Source organism: uncultured Pseudokineococcus sp. (assembly GCF_947495735.1).
Classification (GTDB): domain Bacteria; phylum Actinomycetota; class Actinomycetes; order Actinomycetales; family Quadrisphaeraceae; genus Pseudokineococcus.
In genome coordinates, this window is record NZ_CANMAA010000012.1 from 44,787 (window position 1) to 62,841 (window position 18,055).

Sequence of the window (18,055 nt, forward strand, 5' to 3'; positions counted from 1 at the left end):
ATGACCGCCGAGCGCTCCCTCGTCGTCTCCGGCCTCTCCCTGTCCTACGACGACCGCGAGGTCGTCCGCGACCTGTCGCTCACGGTGCCGCCGGGGCAGGTGACCGTCGTCGTCGGCGCCAACGCGTGCGGCAAGTCGACGCTGCTGCGCGGCATCGCCCGCCTGCTCGCCCCGACGTCCGGCGCCGTCCTGCTCGACGGGCGCGCGGTCCACCGGATGCCCACCAGGGAGGTGGCCGAGGTGATGGGGATCCTGCCGCAGAACCCGTCGGCGCCCGGCGGCATCACCGTCGCCGACCTGGTCGGCCGCGGCCGCTACCCGCACCAGGGGTGGCTGCGCCGGTGGACCCCCGACGACGAGGACGCGGTCGCGCGGGCCCTCGCGTGGACGGGCACCGAGGAGCTGGCCGACCGCCCGGTGGACGAGCTCTCCGGCGGGCAGCGCCAGCGGGTGTGGATCGCGATGGCGCTGGCGCAGGAGACCGAGGTGCTGCTGCTCGACGAGCCGACGACGTTCCTCGACCTGGCCCACCAGGTGGAGGTCCTCGACCTGCTGACGGACCTCAACCACCGCGGCACCACCGTCGTGCTGGTGCTGCACGACCTCAACCTCGCGTGCCGCTACGCCGACCACGTCGTCGCGATGCGGGACGGCGCGGTGGTCGCCGAGGGGCGCCCGGCCGACGTCATCACCCCCGAGACCGTGCGCGCCGTCTACGGCCTGGAGTGCCAGGTGGTGCCCGACCCGGTGTGCGGGACGCCGATGGTCGTGCCGCTCGGCCGCCACCACTGCGGCACCGCCCGGCGGGGGCCCTCCGCGACCTGAGGGGGTCGCCGCCCGGACCGCCCCTGCCGGGCGTGCGGGCCGCGCCCGCGGGACGCCCGGCTCAGATCCAGCTCGAGAGCCACATCCGCCAGCGCCACTGGTCGGTGGGGATGACCTGCGCCGTCCAGACCGGCCAGAAGAAGGCCGCCGCGAGCACGGCCGCGACCACCACGGCCCCGGCGACGGCGGCGCCCCAGCGGCGCCGTCCGGCCGGCGCCGAGGGCGGCCCGAGCACCATCCCGAGCAGCATCGTCAGCGCCAGGACGACGTAGGGCGCGAAGGCGACCGAGTAGAAGGTGTAGACGGTCCGCTCCGGGTAGAGGAACCACGGCAGGTACAGGCCGGCGAGGGGCGCGAGGACGGCGCCCGCGCGCCAGTCGCGGCGCAGCGCCCAGACGCCGAGGAGGACCACCACGGCGAGGGCGCCGCCCCACCAGACCACGGGGTTGCCGAGCGCCGTGATGGCGCGCGAGCACGCGCTCACGGCGCACCCGTCGACGCCGAGGGTCGGGTCCTCGTAGAAGAACGACGTCGGGCGGCCCTGCACGAGCCAGGACTCGGGGCTCGCCTCGTAGGGGTGGGGGGTGCTCAGGCCGACGTGGAAGCCGTACACGTCCTGGTGGTAGCGCCACAGGGAGGCGAGGCCGTCGGGCAGCCAGGGGAGGAAGTCGGGGCGCTCGGCGGCGTACTGGCGCAGGTGCGCCCCGGTGCTGGCGAACCACCCCGCCCACGTGGCCAGGTAGGTCCCGAGCGCCACGAGGAGCATCCCGAAGGCCGCCGGCACGCCGTCCTGCAGCACGCCGCCGGCGAACCAGTGCCGCACGCCCGCGGCGCGCCGGGCGCCGGCGTCCCAGAGGACGCTCAGGAGCCCGAGGGCGGCGAAGGCGTAGAGCCCCGACCACTTCGTCCCGACGGCGAGCCCGAGGCAGACCGCGGCCACCAGCCGCCAGTGCCGCACCAGGAGCCACGGGCCCAGGCCGCCCAGGCGCGCCCCGCCCGGCCCCCGGGCCGCGACCACCCGGGCGAGACGGGCGCGGCTGGCGTCGCGGTCCAGCAGCAGCGCGCCGAAGGCCGCGAGCACCCAGAACATGACGAAGACGTCGAGCAGGCCGGTGCGCGAGTGCACGAGGTGCTGGCCGTCGACCGCCAGGAGCAGCCCCGCCACGACGCCGAGGAGCGTGGAGGAGAAGAGCCGTCGCGCGATGCGCGCGAGCAGCAGGACCGACAGGGTGCCCGCGACCGCCGCCCCGAGCCGCCACCCGGCGGAGCTGTCCTGGCCGAGCACCAGCTGCCCCAGCGCCAGCACCCACTTGCCCACCGGCGGGTGGACGGGGAAGTCGGCCTCCTCCAGCGGGGACGGCGTCCCGGCGGCGAAGGCCTCGTCCGCGCCCTCGGGCCAGCTCAGCTCGTAGCCGGCGACCAGGAAGGAGTACGCCTGCTTGACGTAGTAGGTCTCGTCGAAGACGAGCCGGCGCGGTTCTCCCAGGTCCACCAGCCGCAGCACCGCGGCGAGCGCGGTCACCAGGAGCGGGCCGACCCAGCCCCGCAGGACGTCGGTCGGCGTGCGCCCGACGAGCCGCGCGCGCAGCGAGGCGACGTCCTCGTGCGCGCCCGTCCCGCGCGGCGGGCCGTCGGCGCCCGGGGCGGGGGAGCCCGCGGGTCGGGCGGCCGACGTGGTGCTCACGCGCCGCATGCTAGGCGGGGCCCCGGTCCGCGCGGCGCCGCTCCCGGCGCGCGTCGCCCCCGGGCCCTCGCGCGGCCCGGTGCGCGGTCCGGCGGCGCTGCGGCGGCCCCTGCGAGACTGCCGCGGTGAGGGACAGCGACGACCACGGCCCCGTCGACGAGAGCCCCGTCGACGAGAGCCCCGCCGACGACGGCCTCGTCGGCGACGGCCTCGTCGGCGAGGACCCCGACGAGGGCGGTCCCGTCGACGACGCCCTCGAGGAGGACGGCCGCGAGGAGGACGAGGGGCTGACCCCGCCGCTCGCGCCCGTCGCCCCGCGCCCCGGGGGGCGCCTGCTGCTGGCGGCCACCCCCATCGGCGACGCGCGGGACGCGCCGCCCCGCCTGGCGCACCTGCTCGCCACCGCGGACCTCGTGGCGGCGGAGGACACCCGGCGCCTGCGCCGGCTGCTGCGCGCCCTCGACGTCGAGCCGCGCGGGCGCGTGGTGTCCTGCCACGAGCACAACGAGGCCGCCCGCGCCGACGAGGTCGTCGCCGTCGTGCGCGCCGGGGGCACCGCGGTGCTCGTCAGCGACGCCGGCATGCCGTCCGTCTCCGACCCCGGCTTCCGCCTGGTCCAGGCGATGGTCGCGGCGGACCTGCCCGTCAGCGCCGTGCCCGGCCCCTCGGCGGTGCTCGCGGCGCTGGCCGTCTCCGGGCTGCCCACCGACCGCTTCTCCTTCGAGGGGTTCCTGCCCCGCCGCGACGGCGAGCGCCGGCGGGTGCTCGGGGACCTGGTGGACGAGCGCCGCACGATGGTCTTCTTCGAGTCGCCCCACCGCCTCGGCGCCTCGCTCGCGGTGATGGCGGAGGTGCTCGGCGGCGACCGGCGCGCGGCCGTCTGCCGCGAGCTGACGAAGACCTACGAGGAGGTCGTGCGCGACGACCTCGACGGGCTGGTCGCCTGGTCGGACCGGACGGTGCTGGGGGAGGTCACGCTCGTCGTCGCCGGCGCGCGGCCGCGGCGACCGGGGCCCGACGAGCTGCTCGCGCTCGTCCTGGCGCGCACCGAGGGCGGGGAGCGGCTCAAGGACGCCGCCCGGGCCGTGGCCGCCGAGCACGGCGCGACGAGCCGGGACCTCTACGACGCCGCGGTGGCCGCCCGCAAGGGCTGAGGCGGGCCCGGCCCCGGCCCGCCGGAGCGGGAGCGCCGCGCGCGAGGCGACCTGCAGAGGTCCTGGTGGCGGAGCGCCGGCCCAGGTCGGGGGAGCGGCCCGCGGCCCTCGGGGCCCTTCTGCAGGTCGCCCCGCACGACCGCCCGGCACGGGCGTCCGCCGGGGCCCGCCTGTCCGCGGGGCGAGCCGTCCCGCGGCGGCGGAGGGCGCAGGTCTACCCTCCCGCCATGGAGTTCCGTCGCATCCCGGGCCTGCCGCCGTACGTCTTCACGATCATCGACTCGCTGAAGATCGAGGCCCGGCGAGCCGGGCGCGACGTGGTCGACCTGGGGTTCGGCAACCCGGACATCCCCTCGCCCGAGCTGACGGTCGAGAAGCTCGCCGAGGCGGCGCGCAACACGCGCAACCACCGCTACTCCTCCTCGCGCGGGCTGCCCAAGCTCCGCCAGGCGGTGACCGACCTGTACCAGCGGCGCTTCGGCGTCACGCTCGACCCGGACGCCGAGGTCATCAGCACCATCGGCGCCAAGGAGGGGTTCAGCCACCTCATGTGGGTGCTGCTGCAGGCCGGCGACGCGGCGCTGGTGCCCTCGCCGAGCTACCCCATCCACATCTGGGGTCCCTACTTCGCGGGGGCGGACACCCGGCAGGTGTCGCTCAACGGCCCCGACGGCCCCAGCGGTGCGGCGTACGTCGACAACGTCATGGAGGCGTGGGAGATGGGGTGGCCCAAGCCCCGCGTCGTCGTGCTCTCCTTCCCGCACAACCCGACGACGGCCACCATCGAGCTGCCGGACCTGCAGCGCCTCGTCGACTGGGCGCGCGAGCGCGACGTCGTCCTGGTGCACGACTTCGCCTACGCCGAGACGGCCTTCGACGGGTGGATGCCGCCCTCGATCCTGCAGTGCGAGGGCGCGACCGAGTGCGCGGTCGAGCTGTACTCGATGACGAAGTCCTTCTCCATGGCGGGCTGGCGCGTGGCCTTCCTCGTCGGCAACCGCGAGGTCGTCGGGGCCCTCGCCAAGCTCAAGAGCTACCTCGACTACGGCACCTTCCAGCCCATCCAGATCGCGGCGACGGTGACCCTCAACGAGGCGCAGGACTACCCGCTCGAGGTCAACGCCGTCTACGAGTCGCGCCGCGACGCCCTCGTCGAGGGCCTCAACCGGGCGGGATGGCCGCTGCCGGCGCCCCGCGGGACGATGTTCGCCTGGGCGCGGATCCCCGAGCCGTACGCCGAGATGAAGTCCATCGAGTTCGCCAAGCACGTCATCACCGAGTGCGACGTCGCCGTCTCGCCCGGGGTCGGCTTCGGGCCGGAGGGCGACGACTACGTGCGCTTCGCCCTCATCGAGAACGAGCAGCGCATCGGGCAGGCCGCGCGCCAGCTGCGCAAGGGGCTCGTGAAGCTGGGCTGACGCCCCCCGCACGGCCCTGACGCCCCCCGCACGGCCCTGACGCCCCCCGCACGGCCCTGACGCCGCACCGCTCCCGCGCACCGGGTCCCGACCACGGGGCCCGGTGTCGCGGTGCCCGGGGTTCGAGCTGCCCGGAGGACGAGCCGGGCACGAGCGACACACGCGACGTCACGCGAAGTTCATGACGGGTCTACCCGAACGGGCGAACGTTGCCTAAGGTTCCCGCGGTGCGGGAACCCCGCGCGACATCGCTCAAGGGAGACAGATGCGCAAGCTGACATGCGGGCTCGTGGGCCTGGCGCTCGGCGGCAGCCTGATGGCCACGGGCGCGGCCCCGGCCCTGGCGGCCCCGGCGGAGGGCGTCCCGCCGCTCGGCCCGGGCACGGCGGAGCCGACGGCGGCTCCGGTGGACGACCTGCCCAACCTGCTCGAGGACAAGCGCCGCGCCCTGCGCGAGACGGCGATCACCGGTGTGCTCGACGGCGAGCTGCAGACGCAGGAGATCAACGGCAGCACCGTCGTCAAGGTCGGCGACGAGGCCGCGGCCGCCGCCGCGGGGACGACCACGGCCCGGCGCGCCGCCGAGCCCGGCGAGCGCGCCCAGAGCCAGTACGTCGAGCTGGCCCGGGAGAGCACCGACAAGATCTTCGTGATCCTCGCGGAGTTCGGCGACGAGCGGCACCCGGACTTCCCCGACGTCGACAGCGACCCGGAGACCGAGGGGCCGCTGCGCTTCGACGGCCCGCGGCACAACGAGATCCCCGAGCCCGACCGCCGCGTGGACAACTCCACGATCTGGCAGCCGGACTTCGACCGGGAGCACTACGAGGGCATCTACTTCGCCGAGGGCGAGGACGTCGAGTCGCTCAAGACGTACTACGAGACCCAGTCCTCGGGCCGCTACAGCGTCGAGGGCCAGGTCTCGGACTGGGTCCGCGTCCAGTACAACCAGGGCCGCTACGGCCGGGACAGCCGGTACACCTGGAACCTCGTCCAGGACGCCGTGAACCAGTGGGTGGCCGACCGCCGGGCCGCCGGCGCCACCGACGAGGAGATCCGGGCCGGGCTGGCCGAGTACGACCAGCAGGACCGCTACGACTTCGACGGCGACGGCGACTTCAACGAGCCCGACGGCTACATCGACCACTTCCAGATCGTCCACGCCGGCGGCGGCGAGGAGGACGGCGACCCGACCTACGGCGAGGACGCCATCTGGTCGCACCGCTGGTACGCCTTCGGCACCGACCAGGGGCGCACGGGCCCCGAGACCAACAAGCTCGGTGGCGCGCAGATCGGCGACACCGGCCTGTGGGTGGGCGACTACACGATCCAGCCGGAGAACGGCGGCTACTCCGTCTTCGCGCACGAGTACGGCCACGACCTGGGCCTGCCCGACGACTACGACACCAGCGGTGGCGGGTCCAACAACGTCGAGTACTGGTCGCTCATGGGCCAGAGCCGGCTGTCGGCCGAGGGCGAGCCGATCGGCACCCGCGCCGGCGACCTCGGCGCGTGGGAGAAGCTGCAGCTCGGGTGGCTGGACTACGAGACCGTCGTCGCCGGCCAGAAGCGCTCCCTGGTCCTCGGGCCGCAGGAGTACAACACGAAGGACGCCCAGGCGGTCGTCATGGTGCTCCCGGACAAGGAGGTCTCGACCGAGCTCGGCGCCCCCGCGACCGGGGAGCGGCAGTGGTGGTCCGGCGAGGCCGACAACCTGTCGAGCACCATGACCGCGGCGGCGGACCTGACCGGCGCCACCTCGGCGGCGCTGTCGATGCAGGCCCGCTGGGACGTCGAGGAGGGCTACGACTACCTCTACGTCCAGGCCTCCACCGACGACGGGGCCACCTGGACCTCGCTGGCCGGCACCGCCGACGGCGAGGCCTTCGGCACCGACGCCTCCGGCGCCCCGGCGATCGACGGGGTCCAGGAGGACTGGGTCGACGTGCAGGTGCCGCTGGACGCCTACGCGGGCCAGCAGGTCGAGCTGCGGCTGCTCTACCGCACCGACGGCGGCACGACCGGGGCGGGCTTCTTCGCCGACGACGTCACCCTGACCGTCGACGGCCAGGACGTGCTCGTCGACGGCGCCGAGACGCCGGACGGCTCGGTCTTCGAGCTCGACGGCTTCTCGTCGGTGGCCTCGACCTCGACCTCGGAGTTCGACAACTACTACATCGCCGGCCACCGCAGCTACGTGTCCTTCGACCGCTACCTGGAGACCGGGCCGTACAACTTCGGCTGGGCCTCCACGCGCCCCGACTGGGTCGAGCACTTCCCGTACCAGGAGGGTCTGCTCGTCACCTACTGGGACACCTCGCAGGCGAACAACAACGTCAGCCAGCACCCCGGTGAGGGCCGCAACCTCATCGTCGACGCCCACCCGCGGCCCATGTACGACCTGCAGGGTGATCCCTGGAGGACGCGCATCCAGTCCTACGACGCGCCCTTCTCCACCCGGAAGGCCGACTCGTTCACGCTCCACGTGGACGGCCAGCCGAGCTACGTCCGCGGCCAGGCGGCCGCCCGGGTCTTCGACGACACCGACCAGTTCTTCTTCGACGAGCTCCCCGGCGGCGGCGTGAAGCTGCCCGCGGTCGGCGTGAAGATGCGCGTCCTCGCCGAGGACGGGACGACCATGCGGGTCCGGATCAGCTGACCTGCTGCACCCGCTCCACCAGCACGGACCGGAGGGCCCGGCGGCACCCGCCGCCGGGCCCTCCGGCGTGCCGGGCGCGAGCGGTCGACCTCAGCCGCGGGCCTCGACGCGGGTGCAGAAGCGCTCGACCGCGGCGGTGAAGACCGCTGTCTGCTCGGAGTGGACCCAGTGGCCGGCGTCCTTGACGCGCAGCAGCTGGGTCGCGGGGAAGAGCGCGTCCATGCGCGGGCGGTCCTCGTCCAGGACGTACGTCGACCTCGCCCCGGCGACCCACAGCACCGGGCCGGGGTACACGGCGCCCTCGGGCGGGTCGGGGAAGCCCCGCAGCACCTCCAGGCCGTCGGCCAGCACGGGCAGGTTCAGGGCCCAGCGCCAGCGGGCGCCGTCCTCGCCGGGGGAGGGCACCCGCAGCAGGCTCTGCAGCAGGAAGCCCCGCACCGCGTCGCTCGGGACGGCCTCGCGCAGGGCGTCGTGCGCCTCCTCGCGGCTGCCGAGCGCGTGCAGGTCGACCGCTCGCATCGCCTCGATGTAGGCGGCGAAGGGCGAGGCCTCCTCGTCCGGGTCGTCCGTGCGCCCGCCGGTCAGCGGGTACTCCACGGGGGCGATGTCCACGACGACGAGCGCCCGCAGCAGCTCGGGGCGGCGCAGGGCCAGCTGCATGGCGACCTTGCCGCCCATCGAGTGCCCCACGAGCACCACCGGCTCGCCGAGCAGCTCGAGCTCGTCCGCCAGCTGCTCGGCCATCGCGAGGTAGTCCACCCGCTCGGTGCGGGGGGAGGCGCCGTGGTCGGGCAGGTCCAGCGTCGTCACCCGGCGCGGCCCGGCGGCCAGCGACCGCGCGATCGTGCTCCAGTTGCGGCCCTGGCCGAAGAGTCCGTGGACGAAGACGACGCGCGGCCCCTCCTCGCCGACGGTCTGGCTCGCGAGGCGCTCGGGGGTCCTGGTGGGCTCGGCCATGCCGTCGATCCCACCAGACCGGCCGGGGCGCCGCCGACGGGCGCCCCTCCCTCTCCCCCCGGGGGAACCGCGGCGGCTCCCGCGCGCGTCGGAGCAGCATGAGCCCCGCTCGCCGCACCGCTGCGCTCGCCGTCTCCGCGCTCCTGGTGCTGCCGGCGTGCGGCCAGGGGGGCGCAGCGACAGGCTCCGACGACGACCTCGCGGCGCCCTCCGCCGCGGCCACGACCAGCGGCGGGAGCGCGATGACCACCAGCACGCCGGGGCCGGACTCCGCGCCCGCCCCGCCCACCTCGTCCGCACCGCCCGTCGAGGAGCCCACCCCGTCGGCGCCCGCGACCGGCGGGGCCTCGCCGCGGCCGAGCGGGGGCAGCCTGCCGCTGCTGCCCCGCCCGACGTCGCCCCCCACGGCGCCGACGGACGTGCCCCAGCCGGTGGTCCTCGTCGGGGAGGTGGTCGAGCCGTCGGCGCCGGGCTGCGTCGAGATGACCACCGGCGGGCAGGTCGTCGCGCTCCGGCTCCCCGAGGGCGTGTCCGTCGCCGTCGGTGACCGCGTGCGCGTCACCGGCACCCCGCGCCCGGTCGAGCGCGGGACGCCCTGCGCCGGCACCCCCGTCGTCGTCACCGACGTCGCGCCCGCCTGACGCCCCGCCGGCCTGACGCCCCGCCCGGCGCCCCGCCCGGGCCCGGGTGGACGCCGACCGGTGCGGCCCGGCGTCCTCACTACGCTGGCGCCATGAACCACGTCCTCGCTGCGGTGGCCTGGCCCTACGCCAACGGTCCCCGCCACCTCGGTCACGTCGCCGGCTTCGGCGTCCCCTCCGACGTGTTCGCGCGGCAGCAGCGCATGGCGGGCCACGACGTGCTCATGGTCTCGGGCACCGACGAGCACGGGACGCCGATCCTCGTGCAGGCCGAGCGCGAGGGCGTGACCCCCCAGGCGCTCGCCGACCGGTACAACCGGGTCATCGCCGAGGACCTGCAGGCGCTCGGCCTGTCCTACGACCTCTTCACGCGCACCACGACGCGCAACCACCACGCGGTGGTCCAGGAGATGTTCCGCACCGTCCACCGCAACGGCTACCTCGTCGAGAAGACGACGATGGGCGCCGTCTCGCCGTCCACGGGGCGCACGCTGCCCGACCGCTACATCGAGGGCACGTGCCCGATCTGCGGCTTCGACGGCGCCCGCGGGGACCAGTGCGACAACTGCGGCAACCAGCTCGACCCGGTCGACCTGAAGAACCCGGTGAGCCGCATCAACGGCGAGACGCCGAGCTTCGTCGAGAGCGAGCACTTCTTCCTCGACCTGCCGGCCCTCGCCGAGGCCGTCGGCGCCTGGCTGGAGACCAAGACCGGCTCGCCGTCCTGGCGCCCCAACGTGCTCGGCTTCAGCCGGAACCTGCTGGAGGAGATCCGCCCTCGCGCCATCACGCGCGACATCGACTGGGGCATCCCCGTGCCGCTGCCGGGCTGGCAGGAGAACCCCACCAAGCGGCTGTACGTGTGGTTCGACGCCGTCATCGGCTACCTGTCCGCCAGCGTCGAGTGGGCCCGGCGCACCGGCGACCCCGAGGCCTGGCGCCCGTACTGGTCCGAGGGCGCGCGCAGCGCGTACTTCATGGGCAAGGACAACATCGTCTTCCACTCCCTCATCTGGCCGGCCGAGCTCGCCGGCTACGCGGGGCGCGGCTCCCGGGGCGGCGAGCCGGGCGCCTTCGGCGACCTGTCCCTGCCCTCGGAGGTCGTGGCCAGCGAGTTCCTCACCATGGAGGGGCGCCAGTTCTCCTCGAGCCGGGGCGTCGTCATCTCGGTGCGGGACGTGCTCTCGCGCTACCAGCCCGACGCGCTGCGGTACTTCCTCTCCGCGGCCGGCCCGGAGAACGCCGACACCGACTTCACCTGGCGGGAGTTCAAGCGGCGCACCAACGACGAGCTGGTCGCCGGGTGGGGCAACCTCGTCAACCGCACCGCCAGCCTCATCGCCAAGAACGTCGGCAGCATCCCCGAGGCGGGGGAGCTGCAGCCCGCCGACCGCGAGCTGCTCGCCACGACGTCCGGCGCCTTCGGCGTGGTGGGCGACCTGGTGGCGACGCACCGGCAGAAGCAGGGCCTGGCCGAGGCGATGCGCGCGGTCGGCGAGGTCAACCGCTACCTGTCCGAGACGGCGCCGTGGGCGCTGCGCACCAGCGACCCCGAGCGCATGCGCACCGTGCTCCACGTGGCGGCCCAGGGCATCTCGGACTGCCGGACGCTGCTGGCGCCCTACCTGCCGCACAGCGCGCAGGCCGTGCACGAGGTGATGGGCGGCACGGGGCTCGTCTCGCCGATGCCGCAGCTGCGGGAGGTGGAGGACCTCGACGGCGGGGCCGGGTACCCGGTGCTGCAGACCGAGCGCCCCGGCGCGGACGCCCCGGCCTGGGGCTCGGTGCCGGTGGTGCCGGGCACGCCCGTCGCCAAGCCGACCCCGGTCTTCACCAAGCTCGACGACGACGTCGTCGAGGCGGAGCTGGACCGGCTGCGGGAGGAGCAGGCGGGTGCCTGAGGACGCCGGGGCCGCGCCCCGCGCGCGCTCGGCGACGGCCGCGGACGGGCGGCGCCGCGACCGCAGCTGGCCGCCCGCGCCCGAGCCGCTGCCCGTGCCGGTCGTCGACGACCACACGCACCTCGACATCGCCGACGGCCCCGGGGCCGAGGACACCGGGACGGAGGGCGCCGGGGGCGAGGAGCGCCGCTCGGTCGCGGACCTGCTCGCGCTGGCCGAGGCCGCGGGCGTCCCGCGGGCCGTGCAGATCGGCTGCGACCTGCCCGCGGCGCGCTGGACCGTCGAGGCCGTCCAGCGCCACCCGCAGCTGGTCGGCGGCGTCGCCCTCCACCCGAACGAGGCGCCGGTCCTCGCCGCGCGCGGGGAGCTGGACGACGCGCTGGAGGAGATCGGCCGCCTCGCGCGGGCGGACCGGATCCGCGTCGTGGGGGAGACCGGGCTCGACACCTTCCGCACCGACGCCTCGGACGCCGCGGCCGTGGCCGCGCAGGAGGAGTCCTTCCGCGCGCACATCGCCCTGGCGAAGGACCTCGGGCTGCCGCTGCAGGTGCACGACCGCGACGCCCACGCCGACGTGCTGCGGGTGCTGGCCGAGGAGCGCGCGGAACGCGTGGTGCTGCACTGCTTCTCCGGGGACGCCGAGATGGCGCGCGAGTGCGTGGAGCGCGGCTACCACCTCTCCTTCGCCGGCACCGTGACGTTCAAGAACGCCGGCGGCCTGCGCAGCGCGCTGTCCGTCGTCCCGCTGGACCGGGTGCTGCTGGAGACGGACGCGCCGTTCCTCACGCCCGCGCCGCACCGGGGCCGGCCCAACGCGAGCTACCTCGTGCCGCTGACGGCGCGCGTCGTCGCCGACGTCCTCGACGTCCCGCTCGAGGAGCTGTGCGCCGCGGTGGCGCAGACGTCCGAGGAGCTCTACGGCCCCTGGTGACCCGTCCTCGGCGAGCGGCGCGGCGACCGGCTGCCAGCGGCCTCGAGCGAGCCGGCGGGGCCTCGCCCGGGCGTCCGGCCGGTGGCCCGCAGGGGGCCGGAGGTGTGACAGCAGGTCTCGGATCGGTTACGGTCGGCGTGTCAGCCGGGGCGGGGGAAGGCTCCGGGCGACGTCCTCGCAGAGACGCAGGCCCCCGGTGCGCGAGCACCGCGCGGGGCCTGCACGGCTGCGCGCGGCGCGCCCGCCCCCACGAGCGCCCGGGAACGCGCGACGTCAGGACCCCATGACCTCCACGCCCTCCGCTCCCGGCTCGCCCGGCGCCGACCGCCTCGACGCCCTCCTCGACGAGGCGCCCGCAGGGGGCTCGACCCCCGCGCCGGCGCGCCGCTCCCGGGCCCGGCGCGCCGCGACGACGGCCGTGCAGGGCGCCGCTCTCGTCGCCCTGCTGGGCGGTGCGGCCCTCTACGCCGCCGGGTCGACCACGGTCGAGCTGGACGTCGACGGCGCGAGCCAGGAGGTGCGCCTCTTCGGCGGGGACGTCGAGGACGTGCTCGCCGAGGGCGGCGTCGAGGTCGGCCCGCGAGACCTCGTCGCCCCCGCCGTGGACGGCGACGTCGAGGACGGCGGCACGGTCGTCGTCCGCCACGCCCGCGAGCTCGAGCTCACGGTGGACGGCGAGACGAGCACCCACTGGACCACGGCGCTCACCCTCGACGAGGCGCTCGACGACCTCGGCGTGCGCTCCGAGGGCGCCGTGCTCTCGGCGTCGCGCTCGACGCCGCTGGGCCGCGGCGGCGGCAGCGTCGCGCTGACGACGCCGAAGGCGGTCACCGTCGTCGCGGACGGCGCGGCGCGCCCCCTCACGAGCACGGCCGAGTCGGTGCAGGCGCTGCTGTCCGAGGCCGGCGTGGCCGTCGGCGAGCAGGACACGGTGTCGGTGGACGTCACCTCGCCGCTGACCCCCGGCCTGGTCGTCGCGGTCGTCCGCGTGGCCACCGGCGAGGTCGTCGAGGAGGGGCCGGTGCCCTTCGCCACGCAGGAGCGCGAGACCGACGACCTGTTCGTCGGCCAGACCCGCGTCGAGAGCGACGGCGAGCGCGGCGTGCACCAGGTGACCTTCCGCCAGACCACGGCCGACGGCGAGGTCGTCGCGAAGCAGGAGATCTCCGACGAGGTCACGACGGCGCCGACGCCCCGCGTCGTCCTCGTCGGCACCGCCGAGCGCCCGGAGCCGGAGCCGGAGCCGGAGCCGGAGCCGGCCCCGGAGCCTGAGCGCGAGGCGGCGCCCGAGCCCGCGCGGAAGAGCTCCTCGTCGTCCAGCTCCTCGTCGTCCTCCAGCTCTTCGTCCTCGTCCGGCTCCAGCTCCTCCTCCGGTTCGTCGAGCTCCTCCGACGACGAGGAGGAGTCCTCGGAGCCGTCGACGCCGTCCGCGCCCGTCGCCAGCGGCAGCACCTGGGACCGCCTGGCCCAGTGCGAGTCCGGTGGGAACTGGTCGATCAGCACGGGCAACGGGTACTACGGCGGGCTGCAGTTCAACCTGCAGACGTGGCGCGCCTACGGCGGCTCGGGCTACCCGCACGAGAACAGCCGCGAGCAGCAGATCGCCGTCGCCGAGAAGCTCCGTGACGACCGCGGCGGCTACGGCGCGTGGCCGTCGTGCTCGCGCAAGCTCGGGCTGTGAGCCGCCGGGTGGGCGCCCTCCCGGCGCGGTGCCCCCGGGGTGCCCGCTGAGCGAGTCGGACGCGGTCGGAGGGGCCCAGGAGGAGGCGCAGCAGCGCTCGCTCCTGGGCCCCTCCGACGTGCGCGCCCTCGCGACGCGGCTGGGCGTGCGCCCCACCAAGACCCTCGGGCAGAACTTCGTCACCGACGCCGGCACCGTCCAGCGGATCGTGCGCCGGGCCGGCGTCGGTCCGGAGGACGTCGTCCTCGAGGTGGGGCCGGGCCTCGGCTCGCTCACCCTCGCCCTGCTGGAGCGCTGCGCCGGGGTCGTCGCCGTCGAGCTCGACCCGGTGCTGGCCGCCGAGCTGCCCCGCACGGTGGCGGCTCGCCGCGGGGAGGGTGACGCCGCGCCGCCGCGGCTGGCCGTCCTCGGGGCGGACGCCCTGCGGGTGAGCCCCGAGGAGGTGCTGGGCGCCGGTGCGGGTGAGCCCACGGCGCTGGTGGCCAACCTGCCCTACAACGTGGCCGTCCCCGTGCTCCTCGTGCTGCTCGAGCGGCTGCCCGGGCTGCGGAGCGCGCTGGTGATGGTGCAGTCGGAGGTCGCCGAGCGGCTGGCGGCCGAGCCCGGCAGCCGCGCCTACGGCGTCCCGTCGGTCAAGGCCGCCTGGTACGGCGACGTCGCCCGCGCGGGCTCGGTGGGGCGCACGGTCTTCTGGCCCGCGCCCAACGTCGACTCCGGGCTCGTCGCCCTCGTGCGGCGCGACCCGCCGGCCAGCCGCGCGGGTCGCGAGGCCGTGTTCGCCGTCGTCGACGCCGCCTTCGCCCAGCGGCGCAAGACGCTGCGGGCGGCGCTGGCCGGCTGGGCGGGGAGCCCGGCGCGCGCCGAGGAGGCCCTGCGGGCCGCCGGCGTCGACCCCTCCCTGCGCGGGGAGCGCCTCGACGTCGCCGGCTTCGTGGCCGTGGCCGACGCGGGGCTCGACGTGCTCGGGCTGGCGGCGCCGGGCCCCCGCGGCGCGGCGTCCGCCCCGCGCCGCGCCTGACCCCGGACGAGTCGTCGCCGGTTCGCCCTCGGGGCGGGTCTGGGAGGACGGTCGTCGCCGGTTCGCCCTCGGGTGGGGGTCTCGGAGGGCGAGTCGTCGCCCGTTCGCCTGGTCGCCGGACCCGCCGCCGTCGACCTCGACCGCGGGTGCGTCCTGCGGGTGTCGCCTAGGGTCGCGGCATGGGGAGCGGTGGCCTGCGCGTCGTCGGTCCTGGCACGCCCGTGGTCGCGCGGGCCCACGCCAAGATCAACCTGGCGCTGCGCGTGGGGGGCCTGCGGCCCGACCGCTCGCACGAGCTCGTCACGGTCTTCGAGACCGTCTCCCTGCCCGAGGACGTCCGCGCCTCCCCGTCGCGAGGGCTGGAGTGCGCGGTCCAGGGCGAGGGCGCCGAGCACGTGCCCGTCGACGAGACGAACCTGGCGGTCCGGGCGGCGCTGCTGCTGGCCGAGCGGGCCGGGGTGCCGCCCCGGGTGCGCCTGGACATCACCAAGACCGTGCCCGTCGCCGGCGGCATGGCCGGGGGCAGCGCCGACGCCGCGGCGGCGCTCGTCGCCTGCGACGCGCTGTGGGGCACCGGGCTGGCGCGCGAGGACCTGCTGGCGCTCGGCGGCGAGCTGGGGGCCGACGTCCCCTTCGCGATCCTCGGCGGCACCGCCGTGGGGACCGGTCGCGGAGAGCAGGTCGTGCCCGCCCTCGCGCGCGGCGAGCGGTCGTGGGTGCTCGCCCTGTCCGCCACGGGGCTGTCGACGCCCGCCGTCTACGGGGAGCTCGACCGGCAGCGGGGAGCCGAGGGCCGGGCGGCGGCCGACGCCGCGCTCGACGTCGACGAGGCCTCCGTCCACGAGCTGCTCCAGGCGCTGCGCGCGGGCGAGACCGCCGCTGTCGGCGCCGCTCTCGTCAACGACCTGCAGGCGCCGGCGCTCGCGCTGGCCCCGCACCTGGCGCAGACGCTCCGGGTGGGCCTCAAGGCCGGCGCGACCGCCGCGCTGGTCTCCGGCTCCGGGCCCACGACGGCCTTCCTCGTCGACGGGCGCGAGCAGGGCCTGGCGGTGGCCGTCGCGCTCGCGGCCTCCGGGGCCGCGGCCGACGTCCGGCGCGTGAGCGGCCCCGTGCACGGCGCGCGCGTCGTCGACGTGGGCCGCTGACGCCCCCGCGCTGAGCCGGCGACGGCCCTCGTGGGGCCCTCCCGCGCGGGGCGGGCGCCTCCTCCACCTCCTGAGCCCCGCCGAGGACGAGTCGCCCCGCTCCACCCGGTGAGGGCCGGCGACGTGCAGACGGCGTCCGCTCCGCGTCCCCGGGCGGGTCGCGCACGGGTCGGCGGCGGGAGCACCGCCGGACGTGCGGCAGGCTGGGTGCGTGGCGCACCTGCTGAACGCGGAGTCGGTCTCCGTCGTCCTCGGCGCCCGCGACGTGCTCGCGGGCGTCTCCCTCGGCCTCGACGACGGCGACCGCATCGGCGTCGTCGGGCGCAACGGCGACGGCAAGTCGACGCTGCTGCGCGTCCTGACCGGCGAGCACCAGCCGGACGTGGGGCGGGTCACCCAGACCCGCGGCCTGCGCATCGGCGTCCTGCCGCAGGCCGACGACCCGCACGCGGCGGGGTCGGTGCGCTCGCTCGTCGTCGGGGACGCCGCCGACCACGAGTGGGCCGGCGACGCCCGGGTGCGCGACGTCGTCTCGGGCCTGCTGGACGACGTCCAGACGTCGGTGCCGGGCGGGATGGACGCGCCCCTGACGGCGTTGTCCGGCGGCCAGCGCCGCCGCGCCGCCCTGGCCGCGGTGCTCGTGGGCGACCACGACCTCGTGGTGCTCGACGAGCCCACCAACCACCTCGACGTCGAGGGCGTCGCCTGGCTGGCCGAGCACCTGCGCACCCGCTGGCCCGCGGGCCGCGGCGCGCTGCTCGTCGTCACGCACGACCGGTGGTTCCTCGACGCCTGCTGCACCGAGACGTGGGAGGTCACCGGTGGCGGCGTCGAGGCCTACGAGGGCGGGTACGCCGCCTACGTGCTCGCGCGCGCCGAGCGCGCCCGGGTCGCCGCGGTGACGGCCGACCGCCGCGCGAACCTGCTGCGCAAGGAGCTCGCCTGGCTGCGCCGGGGCGCCCCCGCGCGCACGAGCAAGCCCAAGTTCCGCCTCGACGCCGCTGCCGAGCTGGTGGCCGCCGAGCCGCCGCCGCGCGAGGGCGTCGAGATCACCGCCACGGCCAGCGCCCGCCTCGGCAAGGACGTCCTCGACCTCGAGGACGTCGTCTACCGGGTGCCCGCGCCGGAGCACGGCGGCGCGGCGCGCACGCTGCTGGACGGGGTCACCTGGCGCCTGGCGCCGGGGGAGCGGGTCGGCGTCGTCGGCGTCAACGGCTCCGGCAAGACGACGGTGCTGCGCCTGCTCACCGGCGAGCTGGAGCCGGACGCGGGCCGCGTGCGCCGCGGCAAGACCGTGCAGGTGGCGGTGCTCTCGCAGTCGCTGCGCGAGCTCGAGGAGGTCGCCGACCTGCGGGCGCTCGAGGCCGTGGAGCGCGAGCGCCGCTCGCTCGTCGTCGACGGCAAGGAGGTCAGCGCCAGCTCCCTCGTCGAGCGCCTCGGGTTCACCAAGGACCGCGCCTGGACGCCGGTCGGGGAGCTCTCCGGCGGCGAGCGCCGGCGCCTGCAGCTGCTGCGCCTGCTGGTCCACGAGCCCAACGTGCTGCTGCTCGACGAGCCGACGAACGACCTCGACACCGACGTCCTCGCCTCGGTCGAGGACGTGCTCGACGGGTTCCGCGGCACGCTGGTCGTCGTCTCCCACGACCGGTACCTGCTGGAGCGCACCACCGACCACCAGGTGGCGCTGCTCGGCGACGGCCAGGTGCGCGACCTGCCCGGCGGCGTCGAGGAGTACCTGGCGCTGCGCGCCGGCGCCCGGGCCTCCGCGCAGGGCGCGGCGCTCCCCGGCGGCGCCCAGGCCGGCGGGGCGGCGACCACCGCCTCGGCGGCGGAGGTGCGCGCGGCCCGCAAGGAGGCCTCCCGCCTCGAGCGCCGGCTCGAGAAGCTGCAGACGACCGAGGCCGCCCTCCTGGGGCGCATGGCCGTCGAGGCCACCGACCACGCGGCGGTCACGGCCATCGACGCCGAGCTGCGCGCCGTGCAGGCCGAGCGGGAGCAGGTTGAGGAGGCCTGGCTCGAGGCGGCCGAGACCGCCGGCTGA

At 76.2% G+C, this 18,055-nt stretch carries 13 protein-coding genes; 11 read left to right on the forward strand and 2 right to left on the reverse strand.

The window, feature by feature from the left end; genetic code table 11:
* On the forward strand, window positions 1-825 hold the full coding sequence (locus Q0848_RS14690; protein ID WP_299038829.1) for an ABC transporter ATP-binding protein: 825 nt from the start codon (window positions 1-3) through the stop codon (window positions 823-825).
* A 61-nt stretch (window positions 826-886) separates the two neighbouring features.
* Here the strand turns inward: Q0848_RS14690 and Q0848_RS14695 are convergent, their stop codons facing one another.
* Entirely contained in the window at window positions 887-2,518 is a 1,632-nt protein-coding gene (locus Q0848_RS14695) for a phospholipid carrier-dependent glycosyltransferase (protein WP_366146621.1), read from the reverse strand.
* Between the two features lie 278 nt (window positions 2,519-2,796).
* On the opposite strand from Q0848_RS14695, the gene rsmI reads away from it, so the two are divergent.
* The 3 genes from rsmI to Q0848_RS14710 all read left to right on the forward strand — a co-directional run bounded on the left by rsmI (window position 2,797) and on the right by Q0848_RS14710 (window position 7,740).
* Entirely contained in the window at window positions 2,797-3,663 is an 867-nt protein-coding gene (gene rsmI / locus Q0848_RS14700) for a 16S rRNA (cytidine(1402)-2'-O)-methyltransferase (RefSeq protein ID WP_366146626.1), read from the forward strand.
* 227 nt (window positions 3,664-3,890) lie between these two features.
* A complete protein-coding gene (locus tag Q0848_RS14705; RefSeq protein WP_299038835.1) occupies window positions 3,891-5,081 on the forward strand; it encodes an aminotransferase class I/II-fold pyridoxal phosphate-dependent enzyme in 1,191 nt (396 codons plus the stop codon).
* A gap of 265 nt (window positions 5,082-5,346) precedes the next feature.
* Window positions 5,347-7,740: an immune inhibitor A domain-containing protein gene (locus Q0848_RS14710; protein WP_299038837.1), complete on the forward strand. Its 2,394-nt coding sequence runs from the start codon at window positions 5,347-5,349 to the stop codon at window positions 7,738-7,740.
* Between the two features lie 90 nt (window positions 7,741-7,830).
* Here Q0848_RS14710 and Q0848_RS14715 read toward each other — a convergent pair whose 3' ends face one another.
* Entirely contained in the window at window positions 7,831-8,697 is an 867-nt protein-coding gene (locus Q0848_RS14715) for an alpha/beta fold hydrolase (protein WP_299038839.1), read from the reverse strand.
* A gap of 98 nt (window positions 8,698-8,795) precedes the next feature.
* Between Q0848_RS14715 and Q0848_RS14720 the strand changes: the two genes are divergently transcribed.
* The 7 genes from Q0848_RS14720 to Q0848_RS14750 all read left to right on the forward strand — a co-directional run bounded on the left by Q0848_RS14720 (window position 8,796) and on the right by Q0848_RS14750 (window position 18,055).
* Entirely contained in the window at window positions 8,796-9,338 is a 543-nt protein-coding gene (locus Q0848_RS14720) for a hypothetical protein (RefSeq protein WP_299038841.1), read from the forward strand.
* Between the two features lie 92 nt (window positions 9,339-9,430).
* Entirely contained in the window at window positions 9,431-11,239 is a 1,809-nt protein-coding gene (gene metG, locus Q0848_RS14725; RefSeq protein ID WP_299038843.1) for a methionine--tRNA ligase, read from the forward strand.
* Window positions 11,232-12,170, forward strand: a complete 939-nt coding sequence (locus Q0848_RS14730) for a TatD family hydrolase (protein ID WP_299038845.1) — start codon at window positions 11,232-11,234, stop codon at window positions 12,168-12,170. The genes metG and Q0848_RS14730 overlap by 8 nt, the downstream gene beginning before the upstream one ends.
* 283 nt (window positions 12,171-12,453) lie before the next feature.
* On the forward strand, window positions 12,454-13,851 hold the full coding sequence (locus Q0848_RS14735) for a resuscitation-promoting factor (RefSeq protein ID WP_299038847.1): 1,398 nt from the start codon (window positions 12,454-12,456) through the stop codon (window positions 13,849-13,851).
* Between the two features lie 46 nt (window positions 13,852-13,897).
* Entirely contained in the window at window positions 13,898-14,869 is a 972-nt protein-coding gene (rsmA, locus tag Q0848_RS14740; protein WP_366146627.1) for a 16S rRNA (adenine(1518)-N(6)/adenine(1519)-N(6))-dimethyltransferase RsmA, read from the forward strand.
* A gap of 179 nt (window positions 14,870-15,048) precedes the next feature.
* Complete coding sequence (locus Q0848_RS14745) at window positions 15,049-16,014, forward strand: 4-(cytidine 5'-diphospho)-2-C-methyl-D-erythritol kinase (protein WP_299038851.1); 966 nt, start codon at window positions 15,049-15,051, stop codon at window positions 16,012-16,014.
* A 211-nt stretch (window positions 16,015-16,225) separates the two neighbouring features.
* Window positions 16,226-18,055, forward strand: a complete 1,830-nt coding sequence (locus tag Q0848_RS14750) for an ABC-F family ATP-binding cassette domain-containing protein (protein ID WP_299038854.1) — start codon at window positions 16,226-16,228, stop codon at window positions 18,053-18,055.